At 64.8% G+C, this 26000-nt stretch carries 25 protein-coding genes and 1 riboswitch; of the genes, 15 read left to right on the top strand and 10 right to left on the bottom strand.

Annotated elements, in window-relative coordinates:
• Nucleotides 1-45: 45 nt before the first annotated feature.
• Entirely contained in the window at nucleotides 46-1974 is a 1929-nt protein-coding gene (gene asnB / locus QM590_RS03395) for an asparagine synthase (glutamine-hydrolyzing) (protein ID WP_094669854.1), read from the bottom strand.
• Nucleotides 1975-2196: 222 nt separating this feature from the next.
• Between asnB and ctaC the strand changes: the two genes are divergently transcribed.
• Together ctaC and QM590_RS03385 are read left to right on the top strand one after the other, a co-directional pair.
• The gene (gene ctaC / locus QM590_RS03390; protein WP_269593986.1) at nucleotides 2197-3276 is read left to right on the top strand and encodes an aa3-type cytochrome oxidase subunit II; all 1080 of its coding nucleotides are present in this window, start codon (nucleotides 2197-2199) and stop codon (nucleotides 3274-3276) included.
• Between the two features lie 18 nt (nucleotides 3277-3294).
• Nucleotides 3295-3711 carry a cytochrome c oxidase subunit 4 gene (locus tag QM590_RS03385; protein ID WP_068052104.1) on the top strand — a complete coding sequence of 139 codons (417 nt, stop codon included), beginning with the start codon at nucleotides 3295-3297 and terminating at the stop codon, nucleotides 3709-3711.
• A gap of 174 nt (nucleotides 3712-3885) precedes the next feature.
• Here the strand turns inward: QM590_RS03385 and QM590_RS03380 are convergent, their stop codons facing one another.
• From QM590_RS03380 to ctaE, 5 genes are all read right to left on the bottom strand, one after another.
• Nucleotides 3886-4161 (bottom strand): helix-turn-helix domain-containing protein, encoded by a 276-nt coding sequence (locus tag QM590_RS03380; RefSeq protein ID WP_068052101.1) that lies wholly within the window; start codon nucleotides 4159-4161, stop codon nucleotides 3886-3888.
• 240 nt (nucleotides 4162-4401) lie between these two features.
• A complete protein-coding gene (gene qcrB, locus QM590_RS03375) occupies nucleotides 4402-6180 on the bottom strand; it encodes a cytochrome bc1 complex cytochrome b subunit (RefSeq protein ID WP_068052098.1) in 1779 nt (592 codons plus the stop codon).
• Nucleotides 6177-7388 (bottom strand): cytochrome bc1 complex Rieske iron-sulfur subunit, encoded by a 1212-nt coding sequence (gene qcrA, locus QM590_RS03370; RefSeq protein ID WP_256980917.1) that lies wholly within the window; start codon nucleotides 7386-7388, stop codon nucleotides 6177-6179. Before qcrA ends, qcrB begins: the two co-directional genes overlap by 4 nt.
• Nucleotides 7385-8233 (bottom strand): cytochrome bc1 complex diheme cytochrome c subunit, encoded by an 849-nt coding sequence (gene qcrC, locus QM590_RS03365; RefSeq protein ID WP_094640137.1) that lies wholly within the window; start codon nucleotides 8231-8233, stop codon nucleotides 7385-7387. The genes qcrA and qcrC overlap by 4 nt, the downstream gene beginning before the upstream one ends.
• An 83-nt stretch (nucleotides 8234-8316) precedes the next feature.
• Nucleotides 8317-8928: an aa3-type cytochrome oxidase subunit III gene (gene ctaE, locus QM590_RS03360; protein ID WP_037192869.1), complete on the bottom strand. Its 612-nt coding sequence runs from the start codon at nucleotides 8926-8928 to the stop codon at nucleotides 8317-8319.
• 151 nt (nucleotides 8929-9079) lie between these two features.
• Between ctaE and QM590_RS03355 the strand changes: the two genes are divergently transcribed.
• A complete protein-coding gene (locus QM590_RS03355) occupies nucleotides 9080-9556 on the top strand; it encodes a hypothetical protein (protein ID WP_068052095.1) in 477 nt (158 codons plus the stop codon).
• Between the two features lie 51 nt (nucleotides 9557-9607).
• Nucleotides 9608-10669, top strand: a complete 1062-nt coding sequence (gene trpD, locus QM590_RS03350; protein WP_094640136.1) for an anthranilate phosphoribosyltransferase — start codon at nucleotides 9608-9610, stop codon at nucleotides 10667-10669.
• A 12-nt stretch (nucleotides 10670-10681) separates the two neighbouring features.
• Here the strand turns inward: trpD and QM590_RS03345 are convergent, their stop codons facing one another.
• A complete protein-coding gene (locus QM590_RS03345) occupies nucleotides 10682-10957 on the bottom strand; it encodes an Lrp/AsnC family transcriptional regulator (protein WP_068052089.1) in 276 nt (91 codons plus the stop codon).
• 54 nt (nucleotides 10958-11011) lie between these two features.
• A complete protein-coding gene (locus QM590_RS03340; RefSeq protein WP_269593881.1) occupies nucleotides 11012-12811 on the bottom strand; it encodes a DEDD exonuclease domain-containing protein in 1800 nt (599 codons plus the stop codon).
• Nucleotides 12812-12958: 147 nt separating this feature from the next.
• Between QM590_RS03340 and QM590_RS03335 the strand changes: the two genes are divergently transcribed.
• The 5 genes from QM590_RS03335 to QM590_RS03315 all read left to right on the top strand — a co-directional run bounded on the left by QM590_RS03335 (nucleotide 12959) and on the right by QM590_RS03315 (nucleotide 17992).
• Complete coding sequence (locus tag QM590_RS03335) at nucleotides 12959-13240, top strand: hypothetical protein (protein WP_068052086.1); 282 nt, start codon at nucleotides 12959-12961, stop codon at nucleotides 13238-13240.
• A 115-nt stretch (nucleotides 13241-13355) separates the two neighbouring features.
• Nucleotides 13356-13519: riboswitch (cyclic di-AMP (ydaO/yuaA leader) on the top strand.
• Between the two features lie 16 nt (nucleotides 13520-13535).
• Nucleotides 13536-14090: a C40 family peptidase gene (locus QM590_RS03330; RefSeq protein ID WP_068052083.1), complete on the top strand. Its 555-nt coding sequence runs from the start codon at nucleotides 13536-13538 to the stop codon at nucleotides 14088-14090.
• A gap of 308 nt (nucleotides 14091-14398) precedes the next feature.
• Complete coding sequence (locus tag QM590_RS03325) at nucleotides 14399-15460, top strand: C40 family peptidase (RefSeq protein ID WP_394855421.1); 1062 nt, start codon at nucleotides 14399-14401, stop codon at nucleotides 15458-15460.
• Between the two features lie 31 nt (nucleotides 15461-15491).
• Nucleotides 15492-16844 carry a hypothetical protein gene (locus QM590_RS03320; RefSeq protein WP_269593882.1) on the top strand — a complete coding sequence of 451 codons (1353 nt, stop codon included), beginning with the start codon at nucleotides 15492-15494 and terminating at the stop codon, nucleotides 16842-16844.
• A 23-nt stretch (nucleotides 16845-16867) separates the two neighbouring features.
• On the top strand, nucleotides 16868-17992 hold the full coding sequence (locus tag QM590_RS03315) for a glycosyltransferase family 4 protein (RefSeq protein ID WP_269593883.1): 1125 nt from the start codon (nucleotides 16868-16870) through the stop codon (nucleotides 17990-17992).
• A gap of 10 nt (nucleotides 17993-18002) precedes the next feature.
• On the opposite strand, the gene QM590_RS03310 is transcribed toward QM590_RS03315, so the two are convergent.
• Nucleotides 18003-19808, bottom strand: coding sequence for an AMP-dependent synthetase/ligase (locus QM590_RS03310; RefSeq protein ID WP_269593884.1), 1806 nt, complete (start codon nucleotides 19806-19808; stop codon nucleotides 18003-18005).
• Between the two features lie 136 nt (nucleotides 19809-19944).
• Here QM590_RS03310 and QM590_RS03305 point away from each other — a divergent pair, with 136 nt between their 5' ends.
• The 6 genes from QM590_RS03305 (at nucleotide 19945) to QM590_RS03280 (ending at nucleotide 24604) form a co-directional block, all read left to right on the top strand.
• Nucleotides 19945-20337, top strand: a complete 393-nt coding sequence (locus QM590_RS03305) for a polyketide cyclase / dehydrase and lipid transport (protein WP_082898941.1) — start codon at nucleotides 19945-19947, stop codon at nucleotides 20335-20337.
• A 133-nt stretch (nucleotides 20338-20470) separates the two neighbouring features.
• Nucleotides 20471-20905 (top strand): SRPBCC family protein, encoded by a 435-nt coding sequence (locus QM590_RS03300; protein ID WP_269593885.1) that lies wholly within the window; start codon nucleotides 20471-20473, stop codon nucleotides 20903-20905.
• Between the two features lie 29 nt (nucleotides 20906-20934).
• A complete protein-coding gene (locus tag QM590_RS03295; protein ID WP_082898940.1) occupies nucleotides 20935-22161 on the top strand; it encodes an ArsA family ATPase in 1227 nt (408 codons plus the stop codon).
• A 31-nt stretch (nucleotides 22162-22192) separates the two neighbouring features.
• Entirely contained in the window at nucleotides 22193-22666 is a 474-nt protein-coding gene (locus tag QM590_RS03290) for a hypothetical protein (protein WP_094669861.1), read from the top strand.
• Between the two features lie 55 nt (nucleotides 22667-22721).
• Nucleotides 22722-23696, top strand: coding sequence for an ROK family protein (locus tag QM590_RS03285; protein WP_037192841.1), 975 nt, complete (start codon nucleotides 22722-22724; stop codon nucleotides 23694-23696).
• Between the two features lie 179 nt (nucleotides 23697-23875).
• Entirely contained in the window at nucleotides 23876-24604 is a 729-nt protein-coding gene (locus QM590_RS03280) for a lysophospholipid acyltransferase family protein (RefSeq protein WP_068052034.1), read from the top strand.
• A gap of 22 nt (nucleotides 24605-24626) precedes the next feature.
• Here the strand turns inward: QM590_RS03280 and QM590_RS03275 are convergent, their stop codons facing one another.
• Nucleotides 24627-25919 carry a glycosyltransferase 87 family protein gene (locus QM590_RS03275; RefSeq protein ID WP_394855420.1) on the bottom strand — a complete coding sequence of 431 codons (1293 nt, stop codon included), beginning with the start codon at nucleotides 25917-25919 and terminating at the stop codon, nucleotides 24627-24629.
• Nucleotides 25920-26000: the final 81 nt, after the last annotated feature.

Genomic DNA, 26000 nt, shown 5'->3' with positions numbered 1-26000 from the left:
GAGCGACCGAAAATCGCATTGATCCGGCGGGGACGGTCGGCCAGGTCAGATGTTGACCGGATACTCCGGTTCGGCGATCTGCGGCACGATGCGCTTCTCGACGAAGATGCCGTGCCACACCATGAAGATCAGCAGCGTCCACAGTCGACGGCTGTGATCGGACTTGCCGGCGCGGTGATCGTCGAGCATCGCCACGACGGCGGCCTTGTTGAGCAGGTGATCGGTCTGCGAGTCGGCGATCTGCTGGTGGGCCCAATCGAAGAGTTCCGGTCCGCGCAGCCAATGGCGCAGTGGCACAGGGAATCCCAGCTTGGCGCGATGCAGTACATGACCGGGAACGATTCCCTCCAGCGCCTGACGCAGAGCGTACTTGGTGGTGCTCTTGGTGATCTTCTGGTCGAGCGGGAGCTTCTCGGCGACCTTGTAGACCTCGGAGTCGAGGAACGGAACGCGCAACTCGAGTGAGTTGGCCATGGTGATCTTGTCGGCCTTCACCAGAATGTCGCCGCGCAACCAAGTGAACAGATCCAGATGCTGCATGCGAGCCACCGGATCCCATCCCTGCGACTGCGCGTATATCGGCGCGGTGACGTCCTGATGGGTCCACTCGGATCGGAACTCGCGCAGCACCGACCGCAACTGCGCGTCGTTGAAACTGCGTGCGTTGCCGTAGTACCGCTCTTCGAGAGTCATGGATCCGCGGTTGAGCAGGCTCTTGCCGCGAGTGCCCTCGGGGATTCGCTCGCTCAACGAGCCGGCCGCACGTCGAAGGAATGCGGGAAGCGACTCGAACGGCTTCAACGACAGCGGTTCGCGGTAGATGGTGTAACCGCCGAACAACTCGTCCGCACCTTCGCCGGAGAGCACGACCTTCACGTGCTTGCGGGCTTCCTTGGCGACGAAGTACAGCGGCACCAACGCGGGGTCGGCCACTGGATCGTCCAGATACCAGACGATCTCGGGGATGGACGCCGCGAACTCCTCGGGTCCGACGACCTTCACGATGTGCCGAGCACCGATTGCCGCGGCCGACTCCGCTGCCACGTCCACCTCGGAGTAGCCCTCGCGCTCGAATCCGGTGGTGAACGTGATCAGGTCGGGGTTGTGACGGATCGCCAGAGCTGCGATGGCCGTCGAATCGATTCCGCCCGAGAGAAAGGAGCCGACCGTGACGTCGGCGCGCATATGTTTGGCAACCGAGTCTTCGAGTGCCTCGGCGATTTCCTGGTACCGCGCCTTCTCGCTGCCGGGTGCGAATGGCTGAACCGGGAACTTCGGGGTGAAGTAGCGAGTGACCTTCGGCGGCGTGCCCGGTGACAGCGTGGCGTAGCAACCGGATTCGAGCCGCCGAACGCCTGCGTGCAGGGTTTCGGGCTCGGGGACGTACTGCAGCACCGTGTAGTGCTCGATGGCACGCGGATCGAGATCGGTGCCGACGCCGAGCAGATCCATCAGCTCGAGCACGCTCTTCTTCTCGCTACCGAACGCGGTGCCTCCGGGACCGGTGGCCAGGAACAGCGGCTTGATGCCGAAGGGATCGCGTGCAACGAACATCTCGCGCGTCTCGGTGTCCCAGATGGCGAAGGCGAACATTCCTCGCAGACGCTGCACGGCGGCAGCGCCCCAGTAGTGGAACGCCGCAACGATCGACTCGCTGTCACCTTCGGTGGCGAATTCTGCCCCGTGATCGCGCGCGAGCTCGGCACGCAACTCGAGGTAGTTGTAGATCTCACCGTTGAATACCAGTGCGTACCGGTTCGGCGACTCGGGCGGACCCCACCGCATCGGCTGGTGCGAGTGTTCGATGTCGATGAACGAGAGTCGATTGAAGCCGTATACGACGTCGTCGTCGTGCCAGGTGCCACCGGGCTCGTCCGGGCCACGATGGCGCATGCAGTGAGTCGCCGAGCTCACCAGCTCGACGCCGGCGGCGGTCGTTCCGTGAGATGTCAGTACTCCGAGCAGTCCACACACAGCGTCTGCTACCTCTTCTCGCAGTTGGGGACAATGCCGGGGGCCGGATCTCCGCGTGTCGTCAGCGGGACGGTCGATCAGCAACCGAGTATGCCGCAGACACGCTCGAACCTAGGTAACGACCCAAGGGTGGCTCCGCGTCAGCATTGGTCTACGCTGCGTAGTACTCGGGCATCTCCATGTGGAAGCCCTTATTCTTCAGTGGTGGGCAATCAGGAAGGCGTGAACGTGGCGCATAGTCGGATCCTTCGGCGAGCGGGGCTGACAGCATTTCTCGGTGTAGCCGCGTTGATGCTGTCGGGCTGTTCCATCAGCAGCGACAACGTACTCAATTTCGGTTTCGCCTCGGGCGTCACCCCGCAGGGGCGACGCATCGGCGACCTGTGGACGTGGTCGGTCATTGCCGCCCTGGTCATTGGCATCATCGTGTGGGTTCTGATCTTCTGGGTGGTGCTGTTCCACCGTAAGAAGAAGAGCTCACCGGAGTTCCCTCGCCAGACGGCCTACAACGTTCCGCTCGAGTTGTTCTACACGGCGGTCCCGTTCGTGATCATCGCCGTCCTGTTCTACTTCACCGTCGTGGTGCAGAACTACGTCGACGAGAAGCAGGCCGATCCCGACGTCCAGGTGGATGTCACGGCTTACCAGTGGAACTGGAAGTTCGGCTACCGCACCATCGACCTCAAGGACGGTGCCGCCAAGTACGAGGGCACCGACGAGGAGGAGCAGGCTGCCGCCGAGGCCGCTGCCACTCCGGGCGAAGGTGCCGAGGGCAGCGAGGACGGCGAGTTCGTTCCGGGACCGATCAACGGAGCATCCACGCAGGATCTGTCGTACCTGCACTACAACAAGATCGAAACGGTCGGCTCGAGCGAAGAGATCCCGGTCCTGGTTCTGCCGACCGGTAAGCGCATCGAATTCGTGCTCGCGTCCTCGGACGTCATCCACGGATTCTGGGTTCCGGAATTCCTGTTCAAGCGTGACGTTCTCCCGAACCCCGAGGAGAACCACTCCGACAACGTCTTCCAGATCAGCGAAATCGAACGCGAAGGCTCCTTTGTCGGACGGTGCACCGAAATGTGCGGCACCTTCCACTCGATGATGAACTTCGAGGTTCGTGCCGTGTCTCCCGAGCGGTTCGAGCAGTACATCGAGCTTCGCAAGCCTCTGTCCGAAGGCGGAGATGCGCTGACCAACGCGCAGGCACTCGAAGCCATCGGCGAAAGCCCCCTCGCAACGAGCACCGCTCCGTTCTCGACCGACCGCACCCTCCGCACAGCCGCTGTCGCTGAAGGCAACTGACCAAGGAAGCATGCTGATATGAAAATCGAAGCCAAGATCTTCGAAATCCTCACTGTCTTCTTTCTCCTGGTCGGCATCGTGTACGCGTTGTTCACGGGCCTGAGCCGCACAGGAGTCGAGTGGGCCGGAGTCACCGCGATCTTCTTGTCGGTCGGTCTGACGTTGATCGTCGGAACCTACTTCCGATTCGTCGCACGACGCCTCGACACCCGACCCGAGGACTTCGACGACGCCGAGGTCAGCGACGGCGCAGGAGACCTGGGCTTCTTCAGCCCCGGTAGCTTCTGGCCGATCGTGCTCGCAGGCGCCGCGTCCATCACCGCCATCGGATTCGCCTTCTTCCAGCCGTGGCTCATCGCCCTCGGCGTGGTGAGCGTCATCGCTGCGGCCGCAGGTTTGGTGTTCGAGTACCACGTCGGTGCCGAGCGCCACTGACTCCATCTGCTCCACCCGAAAAGGGCCCCGGTTGTTCTCACGAGCGACCGGGGCCCTTTTCTGCTGTCCGCATACCGGCCGAACAGGATGGTCCGCTCATGGCGCTGTCAGGTGACACGGAGAGCGAGCGTGTGGAGGTCGAGCGCGCTGCGGTGAACGAGGTGGCACGCACCCTCAGGAAACGTCGGCCTCCGAGTGGGACCGAACGGCACGGGGCACCTGATCGGCAAGCGAATCGAGGGAGATGTTCAGCGCGCCGCACAACGCGGCGACGGTGAAGAACGCCGGCGTCGGAATTCGGCCGGTCTCGATCTTGCGCAGAGTTTCGACCGAGATGCCTGCTGTATCGGCGACGTCGGTCATGGTTCGGCCACCGCGGGCATGACGGAGAGCGGAGCCGAGCCTGGCACCGCGGGCGAGTTCGCCGGGGGTGAGTGGAACACGGACCATGACACCGATAGTAATACCGGTCGTCGCGAACCCCGGAGCTGAGACCGGTCGATGTACCTGGGATATGGATGGGTCATCCGACGGTGGGGGAGGGGAGGGCTATCGGATCTCCCGACGACGAGCAGCCGGCCGTGCTGCCTCGGAGGGTGATGCGAAGTGTTCCAGCCCGGATCGTGTTCGCAGACAACAAAAAGGGCGACACCGTTGCCGGTGTCGCCCTTTTCGAGACTCTGTCAGATGTCAGTGTTCTCTGTCGTTGTCGCTTCGACCCGAAGCGATAGCGGTGTCCTCATCCGAGTGGAGTCCATGGCCGTTGCCGTTCGAGTGGCCGTTGCCATTGGAGTGGCCGTTGCCGTTCGAGTGCCCGTTGCCATTGGCATGGCCGTTGCCGTTCGAGTGGCCGTTGCCGTGGATGCCCGCCTGGTAGTTGCGGAGCATCGTCAGCTGCTCGTGTTCACCCTTGTGAAGGGCATCTTCGAGAGCCTTGCTCTGTGCCACCGGATCCGGACTGAACAGCGATCCCGAGCCGGGCTTTCCGGCCGAGCCGAGCTTGTTCATCTTCTTCGGAACGGCTGCGCCCTGGTAATCGAGGGGAATCGGGTGTCCGTGATCGTCGACCGGTCCGAGCGGCTGGTGGATTTCCACGTACTGGCCGTGCGGGAGTCGCTTGATGATTCCGGTTTCGATGCCGTGCTCGAGAACTGCCCGATCGCTGCGCTGCAGTCCGATGCAGAATCGGTACGCGATGAAGTACGCGAGCGGAGGCATGGTGAGAATTCCGATACGACCGATCCACGTCATCGCGTTGAGCGAGATGTCGAACTTGTAGGCGATGAGGTCGTTGATGCACGAGAGCGTGAGGATCACGTAGAACGTGAGGGCCATCGCGCCGATCGCAGTACGCACCGGAACGTCACGGGGACGCTGAAGCAGGTTGTGATGCGCAGTGTCTCCGGTCAGACGCTTCTCGATCCACGGGTACGCGATCATCACGGTGAAGACGAGACCCATGATCACTGCCACCCAGAACACTGCCGGGATGGTGTAGCGCCCGGCGATGTATATCTCCCAGGCAGGCCACAGTCGTGCCATGCCGTCGGTCCACATCAGATAGAAGTCGGGCTGCACGCCTGCCGACACTTGCGACGGGTTGTACGGTCCGAGATTCCAGATCGGGTTGATCTGGATGAGTCCGCCCATTGCTGCCAGCACACCGAAGGTGACGGCGAAGAAAGCACCGGACTTGACCGCGAAGACCGGAAGAATACGAACGCCGACGACGTTCTGCTCCGTGCGGCCGGGTCCGGGGAACTGCGTGTGCTTCTGGTACCAGACCAGGGCCAGGTGGGCTGCGATCAGCGCCAGGATGATGGCCGGTAGAAGAAGAACGTGAGCGACGTACAGGCGCGGAATGATGATCGTGCCGGGGAAGTCGCCGTCGAAGATGAGCCAATGCATCCACGTGCCGATGATCGGGATACTCATCGTGATGCCACCGAGAGCGGCGCGGAGGCCGGTGCCGGAAAGCAGATCGTCGGGGAGCGAGTAGCCGAAGAAGCCCTCGAACATCGCCAGGATGAGCAGCAAACAACCGATGACCCAGTTGGCCTCGCGCGGGCGACGGAACGCACCGGTGAAGAAGATGCGCATCATGTGCACGATGATCGAGGCGGCGAACATCAGGGCCGCCCAGTGGTGAATCTGCCGCATGAACAGACCGCCACGAACCTCGAACGTGATGTCGAGAGCGGTGGCGTATGCCCTGGACATCGTCACACCGTTGAGGGGGGTGTACGCACCGTCGTACACGACCTCGCTGAGCGACGGATCGAAGAACAAGGTGAGGAACACGCCCGAGATCAGCAGGATGACGAAGCTGTACAGCGCGATCTCACCGAGCAGGAACGACCAGTGCGTGGGGAAGACCTTGTTGATCTGGCGACGCAATCCCGGCGCCAGGTGGTAACGACTGTCTACGCCGTCGGCCTGCTTGGCGGCGAGGGTTTGCAATGTACTCATGAGTCACGCTCCGGACGACGTTCCCAGAAGGCGGGCCCCAGAGCTTCGGTGAAATCTCCCGAAGCGACGAGGAATCCCTCTTCGTTGACAGTGATGGGAAGTTGGGGCAGCGCACGCGCAGCCGGTCCGAAGATCGGCTTGCCGTACTCGAGCGCGTTGAACTGCGACTGGTGGCAAGGGCACAGAATTCGGTTGGTCTGCTGCTCGTACAACGATGTCGGGCAACCCAGGTGCGTACAGATCTTCGAGTAGGCGAAGTAGTCGCCGTAGTTGAAGCTTTCTTGACCCTTGCGCTTGATGACGGTGCTTGCGGCATCCGGGCGAAGGCGAATGAGCATGACCGAGTTACGAACTCCACGCAGCGAGACGAGCAGATCGTGCTCGCTCTCGCGGTCCGCTTCGCGGAACGGGAAGACGGTCTCCATGGCACCAGCGTCCAAGTCCTCGGGCCGAACGAGAACGACATCTTCCGGTCGCCCGGTGTCTCGTCGGAGGTAGATGGTCTCTCCATCGTAGCGAGGAGTCCAGCCGGATACCCACAACGGCGAATCTTCGCCCTTGGCCCAGGGATTCTTGATCAGTCCACCGAGGGGGAGCAGCGCCATGACGCCGAGCGCGCCACCACCGAAGACGAGCGAACGCTTGATCACCTTGCGGCGACCGATGGTCGACGTGTCGAGCGAATCGCCCAGCTCTGCCACGAGAGTCTTGCGGTCCAGCTCGGACGAGCCGCCGTCGTGACGGTCCTGGATGGAGACCTCTTCGGGGATGAACTTCTTGGTGAACTGCACCGCGCCGATACCGACCGCGAGGATCGCCAGGCCCATCGTGCCGCCGATGAGCGGGGTGTACAGCGAGTAGGCCAGGTAGTTCTCTTCGCCGATACCGGAGTACTGCCACGGCCAGAACAGGTAGATGCCGATGAATGCGACAGCGGCGAGGCCGGCGATCGCGAACCAGATCGCGACGCTGCGCTCGGCACGCTTCTCGGCGCGGGTACCTTCTACAGCCCAACGGTTGCGGCGGAAAGCGACATCGACACCGTCGAGGTTGGTGCCGAGCTCGACCAGTTCGTCGCGGCTCATCGCGGCGAGTTCCTCGTCGGTGTACTTCTTGTCCGCGTTCACGCCGTCGGCACCGGGCGCATCCTTGCGTCCGGATTCGTCGTCGTTGCCCGCGTCCTTACGGCCGGAATCGCCGTCGGTCATGATCTAGCTCCGATCCACAAAGTTGCTCCGACGACGGCGATGATGCCGACCGTCCAGATAGCGATCATCTCGGTACCGGGACCGAAACTTCCGATGCTCCAACCGCCTGCGGGAAGGGTTTCCTGGGCCGACTTGACGTACGCGATGATGTCGGACTTCTCCTCGATCGTCAGCTGACGATCGGAGAACTTCGGCATGTTCTGCGGGCCGGTGACCATCGCGGTGTAGATCTCCTGCTCGTTGGCAGGGCCGAGGGACGGTGCGAACTTGCCCGAGGACAGAGCGCCGCCTTCACCGGTGAAGTTGTGGCAGGAAGCGCAGTTGAGTCGGAACAGTTCACTGCCGCGTCCGATGTCGCCACCGCGCAGGGACTCCTGAGCGATCTCACCGTTCTCGTCGCGGATGACCGTCGGTCCGCCGCCGTTGGCGTTGATGAAGGCACCGAGGGCGTCGATCTGCTTGTCGTTGAACTTCGGCGGCTTGCGCATCGCCTGTGCCTCGTTGCGAACAGCGGGCATACGACCGCTCGACACCTGGAAGTACACGGCTGCTTCGCCGACGCCGATGAGGCTCGGTCCGCGATCCTGAACACCCTGCAGGTTGGCACCGTGGCACGTGACGCAGGACGTGTCGTAGAGCTGCTTGCCCTCGCGGATGAGCGCTGCCGAATCGGTATCGGCAGTCGCGACCTGAGGAGCCGGCGTCAGGGCCGAGGCGAGGAACCCTGCGCTCAGGAGGCCCATCATCAGAACGAGAGCACCGGTGATGCGTCGGCGCGTCCTACGCTGCCGTCTCGTCTTGGAGGCGGCGTTGTCGTCGGATGCTGCTGGGGGAGATGTACTCATCTTCTATCCCTTGTCGTGTCGGGACGGACCGAACGTCGGGGGCTGATTCCGTTCGCTCGTTATCTCTGGTGTGCTGACTGTCACTAGCGGATGAAGTAGATCGTTGCGAAGAGGGCAATCCAGACGATGTCGACGAAGTGCCAGTAGTACGAAACGACGATGGCCGCGGTGGCCTGCGCGGGCGTGAACTTACTGACCAGCGTTCTGGTGATCAGGAAGACGAAGGCGATGAGTCCGCCGATGACGTGCAATCCGTGGAAACCGGTCGTGATGTAGAAGACCGAGCCGTACACGCTGCTCGAGAGCGTCGTGCCCTCGTGCACCATGTGGTAGTACTCGTACGCCTGGCCGGCCACGAAGAACGCGCCCATCACCAGAGTGATGATGTACCAGCGGCGCAGTCCGAAGACGTCACCTCGCTCGGCGGCGAACACGCCCAGCTGGCAGGTGAACGACGATGCGATCAGCACCGCGGTCACCGGCACAGCGAGAGCGAGGTTCAGCTCCGTCGGCTCCGGCGGCCAGATTCCATTCGCCTGGGCGCGTGCGACGAAGTACATCGCAAACAGCCCGGCGAAGAACATGAGTTCACTAGACAGCCACACGATCGTGCCGACGCTGACCATATTGGGACGGTTCAGCGAGTGCACGCGTTGGGTGATTGCCGATCCTTGAGTCCCTACAGCGCTCGTCACAAAGAGAAGTATGACCCGTCGTAGTACGGAAGGCATATCCGGGTCCGCTCTTGGCGCGTCGTGTCGGAACGAATCCGCGTACGTCCTTGTTCCCGTGCTGGTCAGAGCCTCTGTACGGGCCGGTAGGGTCCAGTCGTGCAAGGCTGGCCTCATGGCAAAGCGCACCGAAGGTGGATGGTTTCGGAGACTGTTCTCGCGATCGACGGCCGAACGTCTGGACCCCACTCGCGAGGACCTCGTGACAGTGGCGAGTTGCTTCGACGATGCACAGGCATGCTCGGCCGTGCTCGACGAAGCAGCGAGGACCCGACCGCTGTGGACGGAATCGGCGGAGGTGGTGCTACGGCATCATCTCGTGTTGCCTTCCGACCAAGTGGAGGACGCAGCAGCGGTTGCGGCTCAGGACGACTACGAAGTGGGGCCGGCCGCCGAACTACCGGAGAGCACCGGCTACCGCCCTCGGGTGGAAGGCGGCGTGCCGCTGGTTCTGCAACGTGTTCAGGTACTCGACGCTCTGCACTGCTCGCAGGAGCGTTCTCGCATGGCCGGCCTTGCTCAGCGTCGAGGGGGAGCAGTACTGGGGTGGGACGCACTGCAGCCCGCGCAGCCCGACGCAGCGTCTGGCTAAGCTTCCACCGCACCGAGTGCATCGACGGCAGAAGGGCACGGCAGAACCACCATGACCGCAGCGATCAGCGACGAACAGCCGCGAACCTGGCGTCGAATCCTCGGCGCGTTGACGAACCACACCGACCTGTCCAGCGCCGACACCGGCTGGGTCATGGACGAGATCATGGCCGACAACGCGACAGCCGCGCAGATCGCAGCCTTCGGAGTAGCGCTGAAGATGAAAGGTCCGACGCCGGCGGAGGTCAACGGACTCGCCGAATCGATGCTGGCGCACGCAGTGCTGGTGCACACCGACACCGACGCCGTCGACGTCGTGGGGACCGGAGGAGACGGAGCGGACACCGTCAACATCTCCACCATGGCAGCCGTCGTCGTCGCTGCCAGCGGGATCCGAGTCGTCAAGCACGGCAACCGCGCAGCGTCGTCGAAGAGCGGCACGACCGACGTGCTCGAAGCATTGGGGGTCCGAGTGACCCTCGGGGCCGACGCAGTCGCGTCGAGCGTCGAGCAGGTCGGCATCGGCTTTTGCTTCGCACCGATCCACCACCCCGCACTGCGCTTCGCTGCCGCACCGCGCAAGGAAATCGGAATCCCCACGGTCTTCAACGTGCTGGGGCCACTGACGAACCCCGGGCGCCCGCGCGCAGGCCTGATCGGCTGTGCGTTCGAGAACCTGGTCCCCGTCGTCGCCGACGTGTTCGCAGCCCGGGGCAGCTCGGTGCTCGTGGTCCGCGGTGACGACGGACTGGACGAGATCACACTGTCCACCACCACGACAGTGCACGTGGTGTCCGATGGTTCGGTGACCGTCGAGACGATCGACCCGCTCGACTACGGCATCGCCCGAGCGCCCATAGAAGCTCTCAGAGGTGGAGACGCCGAATTCAATGCAGCGGTGGCGCACCGAGTGTTCGCCGGAGAACAGGGCCCCGTCCGCGACGCCGTACTGCTCAATGCCGCCGCAGCCATGGCAGCGCACCACGGCGTGTCCGACGACCTCCACGCCCGAATCGAAGCCGGATTGGCCACTGCCGCAACAACAATCGATTCCGGTGCAGCAGCACGGCTACTCGCCGACTGGGGTCGATGCACCACCGAACTCGCCGGCTGACGAAGAGCGCGGCTACTCGCCTATCGAGAACCCGGCTTCGACATCGGCACTCGAATAGGACTGGAACGCAATGTGAGTGGTGGTGCTGCGCACCCCCCGCACACGATTGATGTGCTTGGTGATGACCTCTGCGATCGACGCATGATCACGAACTTTCACGATGGCGATCAGATCGACATCACCAGCACACGAATAGACCTCCGACACCCCGTCGACATCCGCAACGGCCTGCGCCGCTTCCGGAATCAAGTCGGCCTCGGCGTCGATCAAGACGATGGCATTGATCATGTGCGCTCCTCAAGCATCTCGAGCTCGGTGTCCGACGCGAGCTACCCCCAGACCCTAGTTGCTGCCGTACCCCGACAGTCGTCCCGCAGGCTCCACTCCTGACCTGAACAGTCGTTCCGCAGGCTCCACTCCTGAGCTGAACAGTCGTTCCGCAGGCTCCACTCCTGCCCTCGCGGCTTCTCTCGCCGTCCGACACCACGACTCCCACGAACCCGCCGACCGTGCCGGGCTGCAGTACCCACTGCTCGTGCGCACGATCCGGACTCCCTCCGTGCGCAGCCAGGCCGCAATAAGTCCGACTTCCTCCGGGGGCGCGCCGCGCAGCGGGGTCGTATCGGGCACCACCGTTTCGGCCGACGCGGTGATGGCATCGACGACGGGCATCGGATGCACTCCCCGCGGCGCGACGGCAGCGCCGGCCAGCCGGCCGAAGCGCACCACGATCAACTCCCACCCGCCGTCGGCCGTGCGCCTCGCCGCAACCAGTTCGGCAATGGCGGCCACTGCTGCCGATCGGTGCATCCGGCGCAGTGCATCGACGGTGATCGCAATTCTGTCGCGCAGACGGGCAGCCGTCTCGTACAGCTCCTTGTCTGCGAGCTCGGCGACGCGGCGGCGCATGGAGTAGAGAACGGCGTCGTCCTGGCCACACACCAGCGCGAGAAACTGCGTCGGGGCATCGGAGTACTCGTCGGCCGTCAACGGGCCGGACAGTGCCGCTGGGCAGCCTCCGACGTCGGTCGCCGGGCACTGGTCACCGTGTCGAACCGAGCGGGCCAGACGGCGAGTGCACGTACGCAGGCGGCAGAACTCCGCGACGAGCGCCGCGGCCTCTGCGGCGTCACCGCGAACCGAAAACGGTCCGAGACTGTTCGGTGCCGGGGTGCGGACGATCGACAGGCGAGGGAACGCCTCGTCGGTCAGGGTGATCCACCACCCTTTCCTGGGGAACTTCGAGCGGCGGTTGTACGGCGGGATGTGCGCCGAGAGCAGACGTAGCTCGCGGACTCCGGCTTCGAGCGCGTGTGCACACTCGACGTGGTCGACGCGGGTGGCCAGTGCGACCATCTCCTTCATCCGGCCTCGGGTCTCCGAGCCGGTGAAGTAGTTGCGCACGCGTCGTTTGAGGTTGTTGGACGTACCGACGTACAGCACCTCGTCGGACGGGCCGCGGAACAGATAGACGCCGGGTGTGCCGGGAAGATGGGCGGCCAGCCCGCGTTTGGCGCGCTGGCCGGCCGACACCGCAGGTAGGTAGTCGACCAACTCGGCGTAGCTGTGGACTCCCTGATTGCCCACGCGTTCGATGAGGCCGTGCAGAACGTCGACCGTGGCCCTGGCGTCGTCGAGCGCACGGTGGGTAGGCCTGGTGCCGGATCGGAACAGAGTCGACAGTGCGGACAGCTTCACCGACGGAGCTTCGTCGCGCGTCAGAACTCGGCGAGCCAGCTTGACCGTGCACAGCACCTGAAACCGTGGCCACGCGATGTCGAGACGGCTCGCGGCGGCCTTGAGGAATCCGGTGTCGAAGCCGGCGTTGTGCGCCACCAGTACCGAACCTCGTGCGAACTCGAGGAAACCGGGCAGAACCCGTTCGATGCGCGGCGCACCGATGAGCATCGCCGATGTGATGCCGGTCAGTTCCACGATGTACGGCGGAATGGACCTGCCCGGGTCGATCAACGTGGCGAACTCGCCGAGAATCTCGCCGCCTCGAACCTTGACTGCCCCGATTTCGGTGATGGCCTCGGTGTCCGCGCTACCGCCGGTGGTCTCGAGGTCGACGACGACGAACGTCGTCTCGTGCAGCGGGGTGTCGAGTTCGTCGAACGTCAGCTGGATGGGCAGGCTCACCGGGACGACGTTAGGGCCGACCTCCGACAAGAACGCTCATCGCGCCGTCCCACGTCGTCGTGTCACGGAACCTGTCGGTGCCCGTCGCTATCTTTCGCTGAGTCGGCCGATTCGGCCGCCGGAAACCGTAAAGAGACAAGGATCACAATGATCATCGATTGCAGTGACTGCCTGGTCCGTGACATCGCCTGCGCGGACTGCGTCGTGACGGTGCTTCTGGGGGCTCCGGGGATGCCGTCCGGGTCGGACGGACGGCGGGTCGGTCCGCCGTCTCGTATCACTCTCGAGCAGGAGGAACTCGGTGCCATGGGGGTGCTCGCCGATGTCGGTCTCGTGCCCACTCTCAAGCTCGTGGTGAACGACGACGACATCGCCGAGGTTCCTTTGTTATCGACTCGTGACACACCGGGGGATCAGCGCGCCGGCTAGCGAGAATCGAGCCGAATTCGCTCTCCTCGGCGAGTTGGGGTCGACACGGGGGTATGCCATTTCGTAACCTTCCTGAGACCTTGCGGAGTCTCGCCAGTCCAAACCGGAGTGGCGTCGCAAGTCACCGCCTAATCGTTCACTCGCGAGAGTGTTCGTACCGGGAACCCGATATCTACTGGGGTGAATCCCGCTGAGCCACCACATGGTGGCCGGTGGGTAGGGCTGCTCTTCCCAGCCCGAACCCGTCAGCTAACTCGGTCGGCGGACGATAGGAAGAAACGGAGCACCATCTTTCGTGGCGTCACAACTTTCCAACCGAACATTGCGGCGAGTCCTCGTAGCCGGAGCGCTCACGGCAGGCGTGGTCGTTCTTCCCGCTGCACCCGCAATGGCGGCCCCCCTCACCATTCCCGGCGTCGGAACCTTCGAGATTCCTGACATCCCGGGCCTTCCTCCCCTCAACCTTCCGGGTGTGCCCGCGCCGGGTGCGCCGTTGGCACCGCAGGTCACCCCGGCTGCGAAGGCCGTTCAGGCCGCAGAATCCAAGATCGGAGCACCGTACGTGTACGGCGCTTCGGGTCCGGATTCGTTCGACTGCTCGGGCCTCGTCCAGTGGGCGTACAAGCAGGCCGGCGTCAGCTTGCCTCGTACGAGCTACGACCAGGCCGCCGCAGGCACTCCGGTCTCGCGCGACAGCCTCGCCCCCGGCGACGTCGTCTCGTTCTACGACGGCTCGCACTCGGGCATCTACGTCGGCAACGGCAATGTCGTGCACGCATCCACGTCCGGCGTGCCGGTCAAGGTTGCCCCGCTCGACTCGATGCCGTTCGACGGTGCTCGCCGTTACTGACTCGAGCGATCGACGTTCGTTGTGAACCGACCGACAGGGTCGAGCCGTTCATCGGCTCGGCCCTGTCGGCGTATCCGGACACGGACTGCGCGACACGCCGGTTCGGTGGACAGGGAAGGATCCAGTTCGTAATCTGATCGAGACCTGGTCGATGTTTATTTTGTGACCTGTCACCTCGAACCCCCGTCGATTTCGGACCGTGTTCACGTCCGCGCCCGTAAGAGCATGGGTATGGTTCGTTTTCGGACTACTTTTCCAACCGTTGCCTCGGTCGAGGCAACATCTGTGAGGACGGAGAGTCGCTTTCCGTGGCGATATCGAGATCTACCCGAGCGTTGCGTACGGCCCGAAACTCGGTGGTTGCGCTCGCGCTGACCGCATGCATCGCCGTGGTGCCGACGACGACGGCAACCGCGCAGCCGGGATTCGGTTCGGCATCCGACGCGCAGACCGAACTCGCCGAGCTCTCTCGCCAGTCCGAGCAGACCACCGAATCTCTGCACGATGCTCAGATCGATCTTGACGCCAAGACCCAGCAGCAACTCGACGCTCAGGCCCTCGTCGACCAGAGCCGTGCCGCCGTGGACGCAGCGCAGGCGCAGTTGGAGCAGCTCAAACCGGCCATGGACAAGGTCGCCAACGTCAACTACCAGGGCGCGCGGACCAACCGACTGTTCGCCGTCATGGTCAGCGACTCACCACAGCAGTTGCTCGACCAGATGTCGGCGCTGGACGTGATCTCGGCGGAGACCGCCGACCAGGTCGCCCGATTCAAGCAGGCCAGCTCGGATGCAGAGACGGCCGAGCAGGCCGCGACGACGGCCGCCGAACAGGCACGCGTCGCCGCAGAGCAGGCCAAGGCCGTCAGCGACGATCTCCAGGCCAAGCAGAGTGAGCTGCAGGGACAGATAGCCGAGGTCATGGCCGCCTACAGTGCGCTCTCGTCCTCGGAGCAACTGTCTCTGGCCGGTTCGACCCTGCCCGACGGGTTCGACCCGTCCTCGATTCTGCAGAACCTGACGCCGGGATCGGGAGCCAGTGCGCTGCAGGCCGGCCTCACGCAGATCGGCAAGCCGTACGTCTGGGGCGCAACCGGTCCGGATGGCTTCGACTGCTCCGGGTTGGTCGTGTGGGCGTACAAGCAGGTGGGCAAGACGCTGCCGCGATCGAGTCAGGCGCAGGCGGCGGGCGGAACTCCGGTGGATCAGAAGGATCTGCAGCCCGGTGACGTCGTTCTGTTCTATCCGGACATCTCACACGTCGGAATTTATGCCGGAAACGGCAACGTGCTGCATGCCTCCACATTCGGTGTGCCCGTGAAGGTGCAGTCGATGGCATCGTTCCCGTACTACGGGGCGCGTCGATACTGAGGTCGTGTCTCGACGATCGACGAGTGGCGGCATGACCACCTCGAACCGACCATCCGGGTTGCACGTCATCCTCCGATCGTCATGGCGGCGCTGGCTTGTCGTCGTGGTCGTCGTGGTGGTCGCCGTCTCGGTCGTCCTGATTCACCGATTCGACGGCCCGCCCACGGCCGGGACCGCCGAGGTCACCGTCGGCCAGGACCCGCCGACCTACGATCAGCAGCGCCGCGCCGATGTGACCGTCCTCCTCGACCAGTGGGCGCGCGCGGTTCGTTCCGGTGATCTCGACGCACTGCGCGATGTGATGGATCCGCAGGCCGACCCCGGCTTCGTCGAAGCGCAGCTGCGCCGGGCAGCAGTGGTACCCGGCGTCCCCTTCGCGGAGTTCGGCTACGACCTGGGCGACGAGCCCGAGACCCCGGTGCCGCCGTCGATCGCAGCGGCGCTCGATTCCACCGATGTCTGGGCACCCGCGGTGTATCTGCGATACGCGATCACCGGCCCGGACGCATCGCCGACGCGTCGGCCGGTCTCACTCGTCGTCGCCGAGCGGGACGGTCGATGGCGGTTGGTCGACGACGCGGATCTGACCGAGTATCGACGCCAGACCTGGCGTGGGCCGTGGGACTTCGGCCCTCTCACCGTGCGTTCGGTGGCCACTGAAGCCGGGACATCTGTGGTCATGGGTCATCCGGACCGCGATGCGTTCGTGGAGAACCTTACGGCCGAACTTCCGTCGGCAATCGCGGCCGTGGCCGACTTCTGGGGAGACGACTGGGCGCGCGACGGGCTGATTTTCGTCGCATCCTCGGCGGAGGAGTTCGCCGAACTGACGGGGTCCGATCCGTCCACCGACGTGGCTGCGGTGACGGTGTCCGACGCGGTGGCGGCCGACGGCTCCCGTCCGACGGGTCAGCGGGTGGTGTTCGGTCCCGACGCCGCGTCGAGGTTGACGCCGTTCACCGTGCGCTCGGTTCTGCGGCACGAGTTGACACATGTGGCGGCGAGGGCGAGGACGTCCGACGGTACGGAGTTGTGGGTGTCGGAGGGGTTCGCCGACTATTCCGGGTATCGAGGGTCCGGTGCCGAGTTCGCGCAACTCGCACCCACTCTCGCGGCGATCGTGGCGGCGGGTGGGCCGCCGACGGTGCTGCCGAAGAACGAGGACTTCGGTGCCGGTGGTGCCCGGTCGAGTGTGGCCTACGAATCGGCCTGGTCGGTGTTCGCATTCGTGGCCGACCGGTTCGGGGAGTCGACCCTGCGTTCCCTGTACGAAGCGCTCGCGTCCGAGAGCCCCACCGATTCTGCATTCGAGTCTGTGCTGGGACTCGACCGGGCACAGTTCGTGTCCTCGTGGGGTGACTGGGTGGCTCGCCAGGCCCGCTGAGACGGGGCGCTACGGTTGACGCCATGCGTCGTACCCTGCTCGTGACGAACGACTTTCCTCCTCGCCCGGGTGGTATTCAGTCCTACTTGCACAGCTTCGCCTCGCAGCTGCCGGCCGACGAGCTGGTGGTCTACGCCCCCCGCTGGCGCGGCGACTCGCACGAGAAGTTCGATGCCAGGCAGCCTTTCGAGGTGATCCGGCATCCGACGACCCTGATGTTGCCGACTCCGCTCGTCGCGCGTCGTGCGGCTCGAATCCTGAAGTCCCGAGGCTGCGATTCGGTGTGGTTCGGTGCGTCGGCTCCGTTGGCAGTGATGTCGTCGTACCTGCGCAAGGCCGGGGCCGATCGCATCGTGGCGAGCACACACGGTCACGAGGTCGGATGGTCGATGGTGCCGGGCGGGCGGGCGACCCTGCGCACGATCGGCGAGAACACCGATGTGGTGACCTACGTCAGCAAGTACACCCGGGGGCGATTCAGTTCGGCGTTCGGGCGGACCGCCGCCCTCGAACATCTGCCGCCCGGTGTCGATACCGATCGCTTCGTGCCCGACGACGCAGCGCGAGCGGAACTTCGTGCCCGCTACGGCCTCGGTGATCGCCCCACCGTTCTGTGCCTGTCCCGGCTGGTTCCGCGCAAGGGTCAGGATGTCCTGATCCGGGCGCTCCCGGGGATCCGCCGGGCCGTCGACGGAGCGATTCTGGTGATCGTCGGCGGCGGGCCGTACGAGAAGACTCTGCGCGAGCTCGTCCGATCCACCGGCATGGAGCAACACGTGGTGTTCACCGGTACCGTGCCGTCGGCGGAGCTCGGCGCCCACCACACGATCGCCGACGTGTTCGCGATGCCGAGCCGAACCCGAGGTGCCGGTCTCGATGTCGAAGGTCTCGGCATCGTCTACCTCGAGGCGTCTTCCTGTGGTGTACCCGTAGTCGCCGGCATGTCCGGGGGTGCGCCGGAAGCGGTGCAGCACAACAAGACCGGCCTCGTCGTCGACGGCACGTCCGTCTCGGACACCACCGACGCGATCGTGCGAATCCTGTCCGATCGCACGCTGGCGACGCAGATGGGCAACGCCGGCCGCGCCTGGGTGGACGCGGAATGGCGCTGGGACGTGCTGACCGAGAAGCTGCGTTCGTTGATCTAGGCAGTACGGCTCAACGGGAGTAGATCGACTCGATCTCGTCGGCGTACGACTTGGTGATGACGTTGCGCTTGAGCTTCATCGTGGGAGTGAGCTCGCCGTTCTCCTCCGAGAAGTCGTGGGGGAGAAGTCGATACTTCTTGATGGACTCCGCATGCGAGACGGACTTGTTCGCGTCGGCGACGGCGGCGTCGATCTCCGCGACGAGTTCGGGGTCCGTCTGCAGATCCGCCGCGGTGGCGTCGGCGGCCTTGCCGTGTGCGGACTTCCAGCGATCGAACGCGTCCGGATCGAGGGTGATGAGCGCGCCGATGAAGGGCTTCTGATCGCCCACGACGACGGCCTGGCTGATCAGTGCACCCGCCCGCAGGTGGTCTTCCAACCCGGCGGGTGAGACGTTCTTGCCGCCTGCGGTGACGATCAGTTCTTTCTTGCGTCCCGAGATCGTGATGTAGCCGTCGTCGTCCACGGAACCGAGATCACCGGTGCGGAACCAGCCTTCGTCCAGCGACTCGGCGGTGGCGGTCTCGTTGCGCCAGTAGCCGTCGAACACCACCGGTCCGCGGAGTTGGATCTCTCCGTCCTCGGCGATGCGCACGGTGTTGCCGGGCAGTGGACGCCCGACGCTGCCCACGCGTTGGAATCCGATGGTGTTGACCGCGAACGCTGCCGTGGTTTCGGTCAGTCCGTAGCCCTCGTAGATCGTCACACCGATGCCCCGGTAGAAGTGGCCGAGCCGGGAACCGAGGGGCGCTCCGCCGGAGATCGCGAGTTCGCACTTGCCGCCGAGCGCTGCTCGCAGTTTGCCGTACACCAACTTGTCGAACACGGTGTGCTTGGCGCGCAACACGATTCCCGGACCTCCGGTATCCTGCGCTTCACTCCATGCCACTGCGCATTCGGTGGCGAGGTCGAAGATCTTTCCCTTGCCGTCGGCGTGCGCCTTCTGCTTGGCGGTGTTGAAGACCTTCTCGAACACTCGCGGAACCGACAGGATGAAGTCCGGTTGGAACGTGCCGAACGTCGCGACGAGATTGGGGATGTCGCTGGTGTGGCCGATGGTGACCCCGGCGTCGAACGACGCGATGGACACTGCGCGTGCCAGGACGTGTGCGAGCGGAAGGAACATCAGCGTGCTGCGGCCCTGTGTCATCAGCGATTTCAGCGACGTCTCACGAATCCCGAGTGACTCGGCGAGCAGATTGGCGTGGGTCAGCTGGACGCCCTTGGGCCGACCGGTGGTTCCCGAGGTGTAGATCAGGGTTGCCGGGTCGGACGAGACGAGTTTCGAAACCCGTAGGTGCACCTCGTCTTCGGCGACTTCGGCACCACCGTCGAGCAGTGCCTGCACTGCGTCGGTGCCCGCCGAGTTCGCGATGACGAACGTCTGTCGGACCGACGGGGCTGCTGCCACAACGGACTTCGTCTCCTGCACATGCGCGTCGTTCTCGAGAATCAGCAGGACCGGCTCGGCGTCTTCGAGGATCCATTCGACCTGACCGGCCGAGGACGTCTCGTAGATCGGCACCGTCACACCGCCCGCGGCCCAGATCGCGTAGTCCACTACCGACCACTCGAATCGCGTCGACGACATCAGTGCGACCCGATCGCCCTGCTCGATGCCTGCGGCGATCAGACCCCGTGCCACCCCCACCACCAGGCGCTCGAACTCGGCGGCGGTGACGTCGATCCATTGTCCGTCCACTGTGCGTCGGAACACCACCGCGTCGGGCGAGGTGCGGGCGCGAGCGAAGACGGTATCGACAGCCGAGTCGGTGTCCGCGATGGCGTATTTGGCGGCGACGGTGAACTCGCGCACGGGATTACCTCCGGATAGAACTTGGGGAGAACGAAAGTCGATAGCTCGGCTTCACAGATACTCTAGACCCGGGCTCCCGGCGTCGAAATACGCCTCGACGCGCACGGCCCCCGACCCGATGTGTGAAGCTCTGTCGATGAGCAGTATTCAAGTTGCGGATCAGACATTCGTGGCCGCCCCCGGCGTGCGGGTGGCGCAGGCGTTCGCGTCGCCTGCGCGGTGGCGTCGATGGTGGCCGGATCTGAACCTGACGATCACCGAGGACCGGGGTGAGAAGGGGATCCGCTGGGCAGTGCGCGGCGGTGTGGTCGGAACGATGGAGCTGTGGCTCGAGCCTGCGCTGGACGGGGTGATCGTCCATTACTTCCTGCACGCCGAACCCGCCGCGGACGCCGACGTGGCAGCGCACCAGCATGCCCGGCGGGTGGCCGGACGTGCGATGACGTTCGAGCTCAAGCGAGAGCTCGAGGCCGGTCGGTCTGCAGGTGAAGCACCCCACCACGTAGCGTCGACTTCAGCTCGCGAATGAACCGCGCGGTACGGTCGGCCGGTTCGCATTGTGCGTCCGCGGATCGATCGTGTGAGATAGGCCTGCGCGAGTTCTGCGGCACCGAAGCGAACCGAGCTGATCGAAGTACCCGAGAGGAAGCGGACCAGTAGTCATGGCGGAGAAAACCCAGAGGTCGATCGTCGTCGAAGCTCCATCGAGCCGGGTCATGGACGTCATCGCCGATTTCGACGCGTACCCCACGTGGGTGTCGGCCGCGAAATCCGTCGAGGTCCTCGAGGTCGGTGCGGACGGCCGCGGCAAGCGGGTCAAGTTCGTGCTCGACGCCGGGATGGTGAAAGACACCTACGAGCTCGAATACGACTGGGCAGCCGACGGCAATTCGGTCTCCTGGAACCTCGTATCGGGCGAAATGCAGAAATCGCAGAACGGCTCGTACACGTTGAAGGAGACCCGCAGCGGCACCGACGTGACGTACGAGCTCACCGTGGATCTGAACATTCCGATGATCGGTCTGTTCAAGCGCAAGGCAGAAAAGGTCATCACCGACACTGCACTCAAGGAATTGAAGAAGCGGGTCGAAGGCTGAGCGAAGCTCGCACCGAAGCCCGCACCACGGTGTTGCTGTTCCTCGGCAAAGGTGGTGCGGGTAAGACGACGCTGGCGGCTGCGTCGGGGCTACGACTCGCCCAGGCCGGCGAACGGGTTCTGATCGCGTCCGTCGACCAGGCTCACTCGCTCGCCGATGCATTCAAGGGGGACGCCGAGGTCGAGGATGCGTCCGGTGTTCGTTCGATCGCACCCGGCCTCGACATCCTCGAGATCGATACGTTGAGGCTGCTCGAAGCCCGGTACCGGGGATTGGGCTCACTGTTGGCCGTGGCGTCCGCGGGACACGAGCACGGGGTGAGCTTCGGGGCGATCGAACCGGAGGAGCTGCTCGGTCTCCCGGGAATAGAAGAGCTGCTCGGCATGCACGAGATCAGCCGTCTTGCCGACGAGAATCGCTGGGACACAGTGATAGTCGACCTTCCCGCATCGGCGGATGCCTTACGTACCCTGCAGTTGCCCGACACCGTCGCCGCATACGTCGAGCGGATCTGGCCTCTGCACGCTCGGATGGTCGCCGGCACCGGTTCCGATGTGCGGCTCACTCTCGTGGTGGCGATGATCGAGCGAATCCTTGCGCAGATCGACTCCGTCCGGTCCCTGATCACCGACGCCGACCGTACCGGGGCGACCGTGGTCGTCACCGCCGAACAGCTCTCGATCGTCGACGCGGAACGAACTCTGTCGGCAGCTGCTCTGCTCGGAATCAGAATCGATCGTGTGCTGGTCAACAGAATCCTGCCGAAGCTCAACGCATCGTCGGTCGGTCTGGTGGGCGCTCATCCGGCCGTGTTCTGGTTCGAGAGGTGGCGGGCGGCGCAGCTCGACGCGGTCGCCGAGCTGCGCCGACGCATCGGTACCGTGCCGATCGTGGAGGTGGAGCAGGCTCCCGGTGAACCGGTAGGGTTGGGGCCCTTGCAAGATGTTGCCGATCGCCTCGAACCGGACTCCCTCGAACGGCGCGCGCCGGGCTGGGGTGAGCAGCCTTCGGTCGTGCTCGAGTCGGGTGGCGGACTCGAATCCGTGTACGCGATGAGAATGCTGCTGCCGGTGGTGGATTCGACGACCTTGGGCCTGGGGCGAGTGGAGGACGACTTGATAGTGAGTGCCGACGGGAGGCGACGGCGCATCAGATTGGCGTCGGTGCTGCGTCGGTGCGTGGCCGACTCCGCCGAACTCGACGGACCGTGCCTGGTGGTGCGTTTTCGTCCGAACCCCGACGTGTGGCCGCTGTGACTCCGCCAACCCCGACGGCCGGGGTGTCGCGATGACCTCGGACCACTCCGAGCTTGGGGCGGACCTGCTGGCCCTGGCCGAGACCGTGCTGACGCGACTCGAGCCGATCCTGCGTCGCGTCGCCGAGACGCAGCAGGATCGTGACCGCCAGGGATGCAGTTGGTGTCCGGTTTGCGCTCTCGCGGCACTGGTGCGCGGGGAGCGCCACGATCTCGTCGAGCTCGTGGCCTCCGAGAGCGCCGTGGTGATCGCGCTGTTGCGTCAGTTGCTGGCCGATCACACGACCTCCGGGGCGACGCACTCCGCAGCGCAGGCTCCGCCGACCTCGCCGCCACCGGGGACTGCGCCCGAGCCCGGGTCCGGTAGTGCCGGTGTCCCCTCGGACCCCGCGGAGGTCGCGGACGTGTCGATCGACACGAAACTTCAGGGCGATCGTCCCGCTTCGTTCGTTCCGATTACCGTTCGAGTGAAGAATTCGCGTTCGGACGAGCAGGAGCGTCCGTGATCGGAGCGACTCGGGTGCAGCCCGCGCGGGGGACGGGCGAGGAAGGCATGAACGAATGAAGCGCCACCACCAGCGACTGACGGTAGGAATCGACGTGGGCGGGACGAGCCTGCGCGCGTCCGTCGTCGACGAGGACGGGCAAGTCCTCGATTCGACGGCCGCTCCCACTCCGCACACTGCGCGTGCGCTCGAACGCGGTCTCGATCGGGCCGTGCAGGAGCTGGCCGGGCGACACGACATCGCGGCCGTCGGGCTCGCCGTCGCCGGGTTCATCGACTCCGATCGCACGACGGTTCTCTTCGCCCCACATCTGCCGTGGGTGAACACCCCTGTGGCGACCGAGATGAGCATGCGCATCGGTCTGCCGGTGTTGCTCGAGCACGACGCCAATTCTGCGGCGTGGGCCGAGTATCGCTTCGGTGCGGCGTCCGGGGGGCGCAACGTGGTGATGGTGGCCATCGGCACCGGAATCGGCGCGGCCCTGTTGATCGACGGCAGGATCTATCGGGGTAGCCACGGTGTGGCACCGGAACTCGGTCACATCCAGGTCGTGCCGGACGGCCGTGCGTGCCCCTGCGGCAAGCGCGGTTGTTGGGAGCGGTACTGCAGCGGCACCGCTCTGGTGGACACCGCAGTCGAGTTGCTGGCGGCGGACCCGGCGTCCTCGACGACGCTGGCACGTGAGGTGTTCCTCGACCCGGGTTCGTTGACCGGCCGCCGAATCGCCAGTGCCGCGCACGAGGGTGACTCGATCGCCCGCCGCACGATGGAGGACTTCGCGCAGTGGCTCGGCGTCGGGCTCTCGATGGTCAGCGACGTGTACGACCCCGATCTGATCGTGCTGGCCGGTGGAGTGGCGACGTCGTCGAGTCAGTTCCTCGCTCGCGCGACCGACAAGTACGCGGAGCTGGTGACCGGTGCGGGGCATCGCCCCCTGGCGCGTATTCGCAGTACTCAACTCGGTGAGGCAGCAGGCATGATCGGGGCCGCGGAGTTGGCCCGGGCGCAGTTCGTCACCGGCGTTCGCTGACGGTTCTTCGACTGCTTTCTGTGACCTCGGTCCTGGTGTCGGCGATGATGTGGCTGGTGTCATAAACCGTGGGTACAGTTCACTACGCGGCACGGTTCGAGGACGCACGGCCGCAGTCGATTCGCTTCAGGGCGAGGCGGCACCAAACGATTTCCCGACCATCATCAGGGAGCATGTCAATGTGGTACTGGCTGGTTAAGTACATTTTCGTCGGCCCCCTTCTCATCGCCCTGGGTCGGCCCACGATCGAGGGTGCGGAGAACATCCCGACGGAGGGGCCGGTCATTCTGGCCAGCAACCACAAGGCCGTTCTCGATTCTTTCTACCTTCCGCTCAAGACGCCTCGACGCATCACCTTCCTCGCCAAGAGCGAGTACTTCACCGGACCGGGACTCAAGGGCAAGTTCCAGAAATGGTTCTTCACCGCCGTCGGGCAGGTGCCGATCGATCGCACCGGAGCCGACGCGGCACAGGACGCACTCAACGCAGGCGTGCGTGTGATCGAAGCAGGCAAGGTTCTCGGTATCTACCCCGAGGGCACTCGGTCACCCGACGCGCGGTTGTACAAGGGCAAGACCGGGATGGCGCGTCTGGCACTGCAGACCGGAGTTCAGGTGATTCCGGTCGCGATGATCGGTACCGAGAAGATGAACCCGATCGGTTCGCGCGTGTGGCGTCCGGCGAAGGTCACCATCCGGATCGGCAAGCCCATCGACTTCTCGCGCTTCGAGGGCATGGCAGGCAACCGTTTCGTCGAGCGTGCGGTGACCGACGAAGTGATGTACGACCTGATGTTGCTCTCCGGTCAGGAGTACGTGGACGTGTACGCCGCATCGCTGAAGAAGGCTGCACCCGAGGCGGAGTCGGGTCCGACCGCGCAGCGCATCCCGGATTCCAAGGCGAGCTGAATCTGCTCGGCCCGCTCCGTGATCAGACTGCGGAGCGGGTGTCGACTGTCGTATCGGCCCGGTCGGTCCAGCCGACCGCGGCCACCGCGATGATCGACGCGAGCGCCCACCACACGTATCCCGAGGCCGCGAACTGATCCACGAGCGGCCAACCGAGACCGCTCCAACGGCCCTCGCCGAGCTTCCAGTGCGGCGGGTAGACCATCAACGCCAGCCCGACGGCCACCAGAGTTGCCAACAGCGCACTGCGGCGTCGGTAGCCGAGGACGGCGAGCACCACGGTGAACGGGATGGCCCACACCCAGTGGTGTGACCAGGAGACCGGCGACACCAGCAGACCGAACATGGCGTTGATCGTCAGGGCGAGAGCAGTCTCGCCCGCGGAGAACGCCTTTCGCATCGCTATCGCCGCGATGGCAAGGACCACCACCGACAACGCGAGCCACAGGATCGACCGAGGCAGTTCGTCCAGCCCGAGCCGCGCGAGCACTCCGGTGATCGACTGGTTGGGCGGGTAGGCCGGACCGCCGATTCGGTCGGAATCGACGATCGTCTCGGTCCAGTACTTCACCGAGTCCGACCACGTCAGCGCGAAACCGACCGCGGTGAACACCGCAAAGCTCAGGACCGAAACCACAGCGGCTCGAAAGTCCTTGCGCAACAAGAAGAACAATACGAACACCGCGGGGGTGAGCTTGACGGCAGCCACGAGTCCGATCAGCACACCTCGGGGCCACGGCGTCTTCTTCGGCAGGCAGTCCAGTGCAACGAACGCCATCAGCACGATGTTGATCTGCCCGTAGTTCAGCGTCGAGGTGACCGGCTCGAGAAGCAGCACGGCCACGGCGAAGACTGCTCCGGCAGTCCACCACACGAGCGTGCGAGGACGCAGTCCGAGCGAGGTGAGGGTCGCCACCACGGTCACCAGCAGTAAGAGCATGGACAGCACGGTGACCGCGATCGAGGCGGCGTACAGCGACACCGACGACAGCGGGCTGAAGATCGCCGCGGCGATCGGGGGATAGGTGAACGGCAGCGTCGTACCGGTCGCGATCGGCGGCAGTTGACCGTAGAGATCCCCGCCCTCGGCGAACACCTGACCGCCGAGTCGATACACGTCCAGATCGAGTCGGTAGTGCTCGCCGAGCTCACGCAACCCCGGAAAGCCGTTGAGATGGAACAGCACGCCGACGAGAGCACCGATCAGGACGAGAACCCTGCTCGACGCCACCGCCCAACTCGGCCACCGGCGTCGCGTCGGCGCCGCCGGCTCCGATGCTTCGGCGACCGGACGGTTGGTGTCGGGCGGAGTCACTGGCGTTGCCTTTCAGGGCTGTTCGGATCGGGGCTACCGGCACGTGGGGGGACGTGTCGGGGACGCGCTAGGGTGAGCCGC

It is taken from the genome of Rhodococcus sp. IEGM 1372, assembly GCF_030056835.1.
In the GTDB taxonomy this organism is placed as follows: domain Bacteria; phylum Actinomycetota; class Actinomycetes; order Mycobacteriales; family Mycobacteriaceae; genus Rhodococcoides.
Note: the sequence above shows the minus strand (reverse complement) of the source record. Positions and strands in the feature narration are given on the sequence as shown.

Excerpts from the sequence above, each read along its gene's own strand:
- QM590_RS03385 (WP_068052104.1), top strand. The coding sequence starts at position 3,295 with ATGAAAATCGAAGCCAAGATCTTCGAAATCCTCACTGTCTTCTTTCTC.
- QM590_RS03380 (WP_068052101.1), bottom strand. The coding sequence starts at position 4,161 with ATGGTCCGTGTTCCACTCACCCCCGGCGAACTCGCCCGCGGTGCCAGG.
- qcrB (WP_068052098.1), bottom strand. The coding sequence starts at position 6,180 with ATGAGTACATTGCAAACCCTCGCCGCCAAGCAGGCCGACGGCGTAGAC.
- qcrA (WP_256980917.1), bottom strand. The coding sequence starts at position 7,388 with ATGACCGACGGCGATTCCGGCCGTAAGGACGCGGGCAACGACGACGAA.
- qcrC (WP_094640137.1), bottom strand. The coding sequence starts at position 8,233 with ATGAGTACATCTCCCCCAGCAGCATCCGACGACAACGCCGCCTCCAAG.
- QM590_RS03355 (WP_068052095.1), top strand. The coding sequence starts at position 9,080 with ATGGCAAAGCGCACCGAAGGTGGATGGTTTCGGAGACTGTTCTCGCGA.
- trpD (WP_094640136.1), top strand. The coding sequence starts at position 9,608 with ATGACCGCAGCGATCAGCGACGAACAGCCGCGAACCTGGCGTCGAATC.
- QM590_RS03345 (WP_068052089.1), bottom strand. The coding sequence starts at position 10,957 with ATGATCAATGCCATCGTCTTGATCGACGCCGAGGCCGACTTGATTCCG.
- QM590_RS03335 (WP_068052086.1), top strand. The coding sequence starts at position 12,959 with ATGATCATCGATTGCAGTGACTGCCTGGTCCGTGACATCGCCTGCGCG.
- QM590_RS03320 (WP_269593882.1), top strand. The coding sequence starts at position 15,492 with ATGACCACCTCGAACCGACCATCCGGGTTGCACGTCATCCTCCGATCG.
- QM590_RS03315 (WP_269593883.1), top strand. The coding sequence starts at position 16,868 with ATGCGTCGTACCCTGCTCGTGACGAACGACTTTCCTCCTCGCCCGGGT.
- QM590_RS03305 (WP_082898941.1), top strand. The coding sequence starts at position 19,945 with ATGAGCAGTATTCAAGTTGCGGATCAGACATTCGTGGCCGCCCCCGGC.
- QM590_RS03300 (WP_269593885.1), top strand. The coding sequence starts at position 20,471 with ATGGCGGAGAAAACCCAGAGGTCGATCGTCGTCGAAGCTCCATCGAGC.
- QM590_RS03290 (WP_094669861.1), top strand. The coding sequence starts at position 22,193 with ATGACCTCGGACCACTCCGAGCTTGGGGCGGACCTGCTGGCCCTGGCC.
- QM590_RS03285 (WP_037192841.1), top strand. The coding sequence starts at position 22,722 with ATGAAGCGCCACCACCAGCGACTGACGGTAGGAATCGACGTGGGCGGG.
- QM590_RS03280 (WP_068052034.1), top strand. The coding sequence starts at position 23,876 with ATGTGGTACTGGCTGGTTAAGTACATTTTCGTCGGCCCCCTTCTCATC.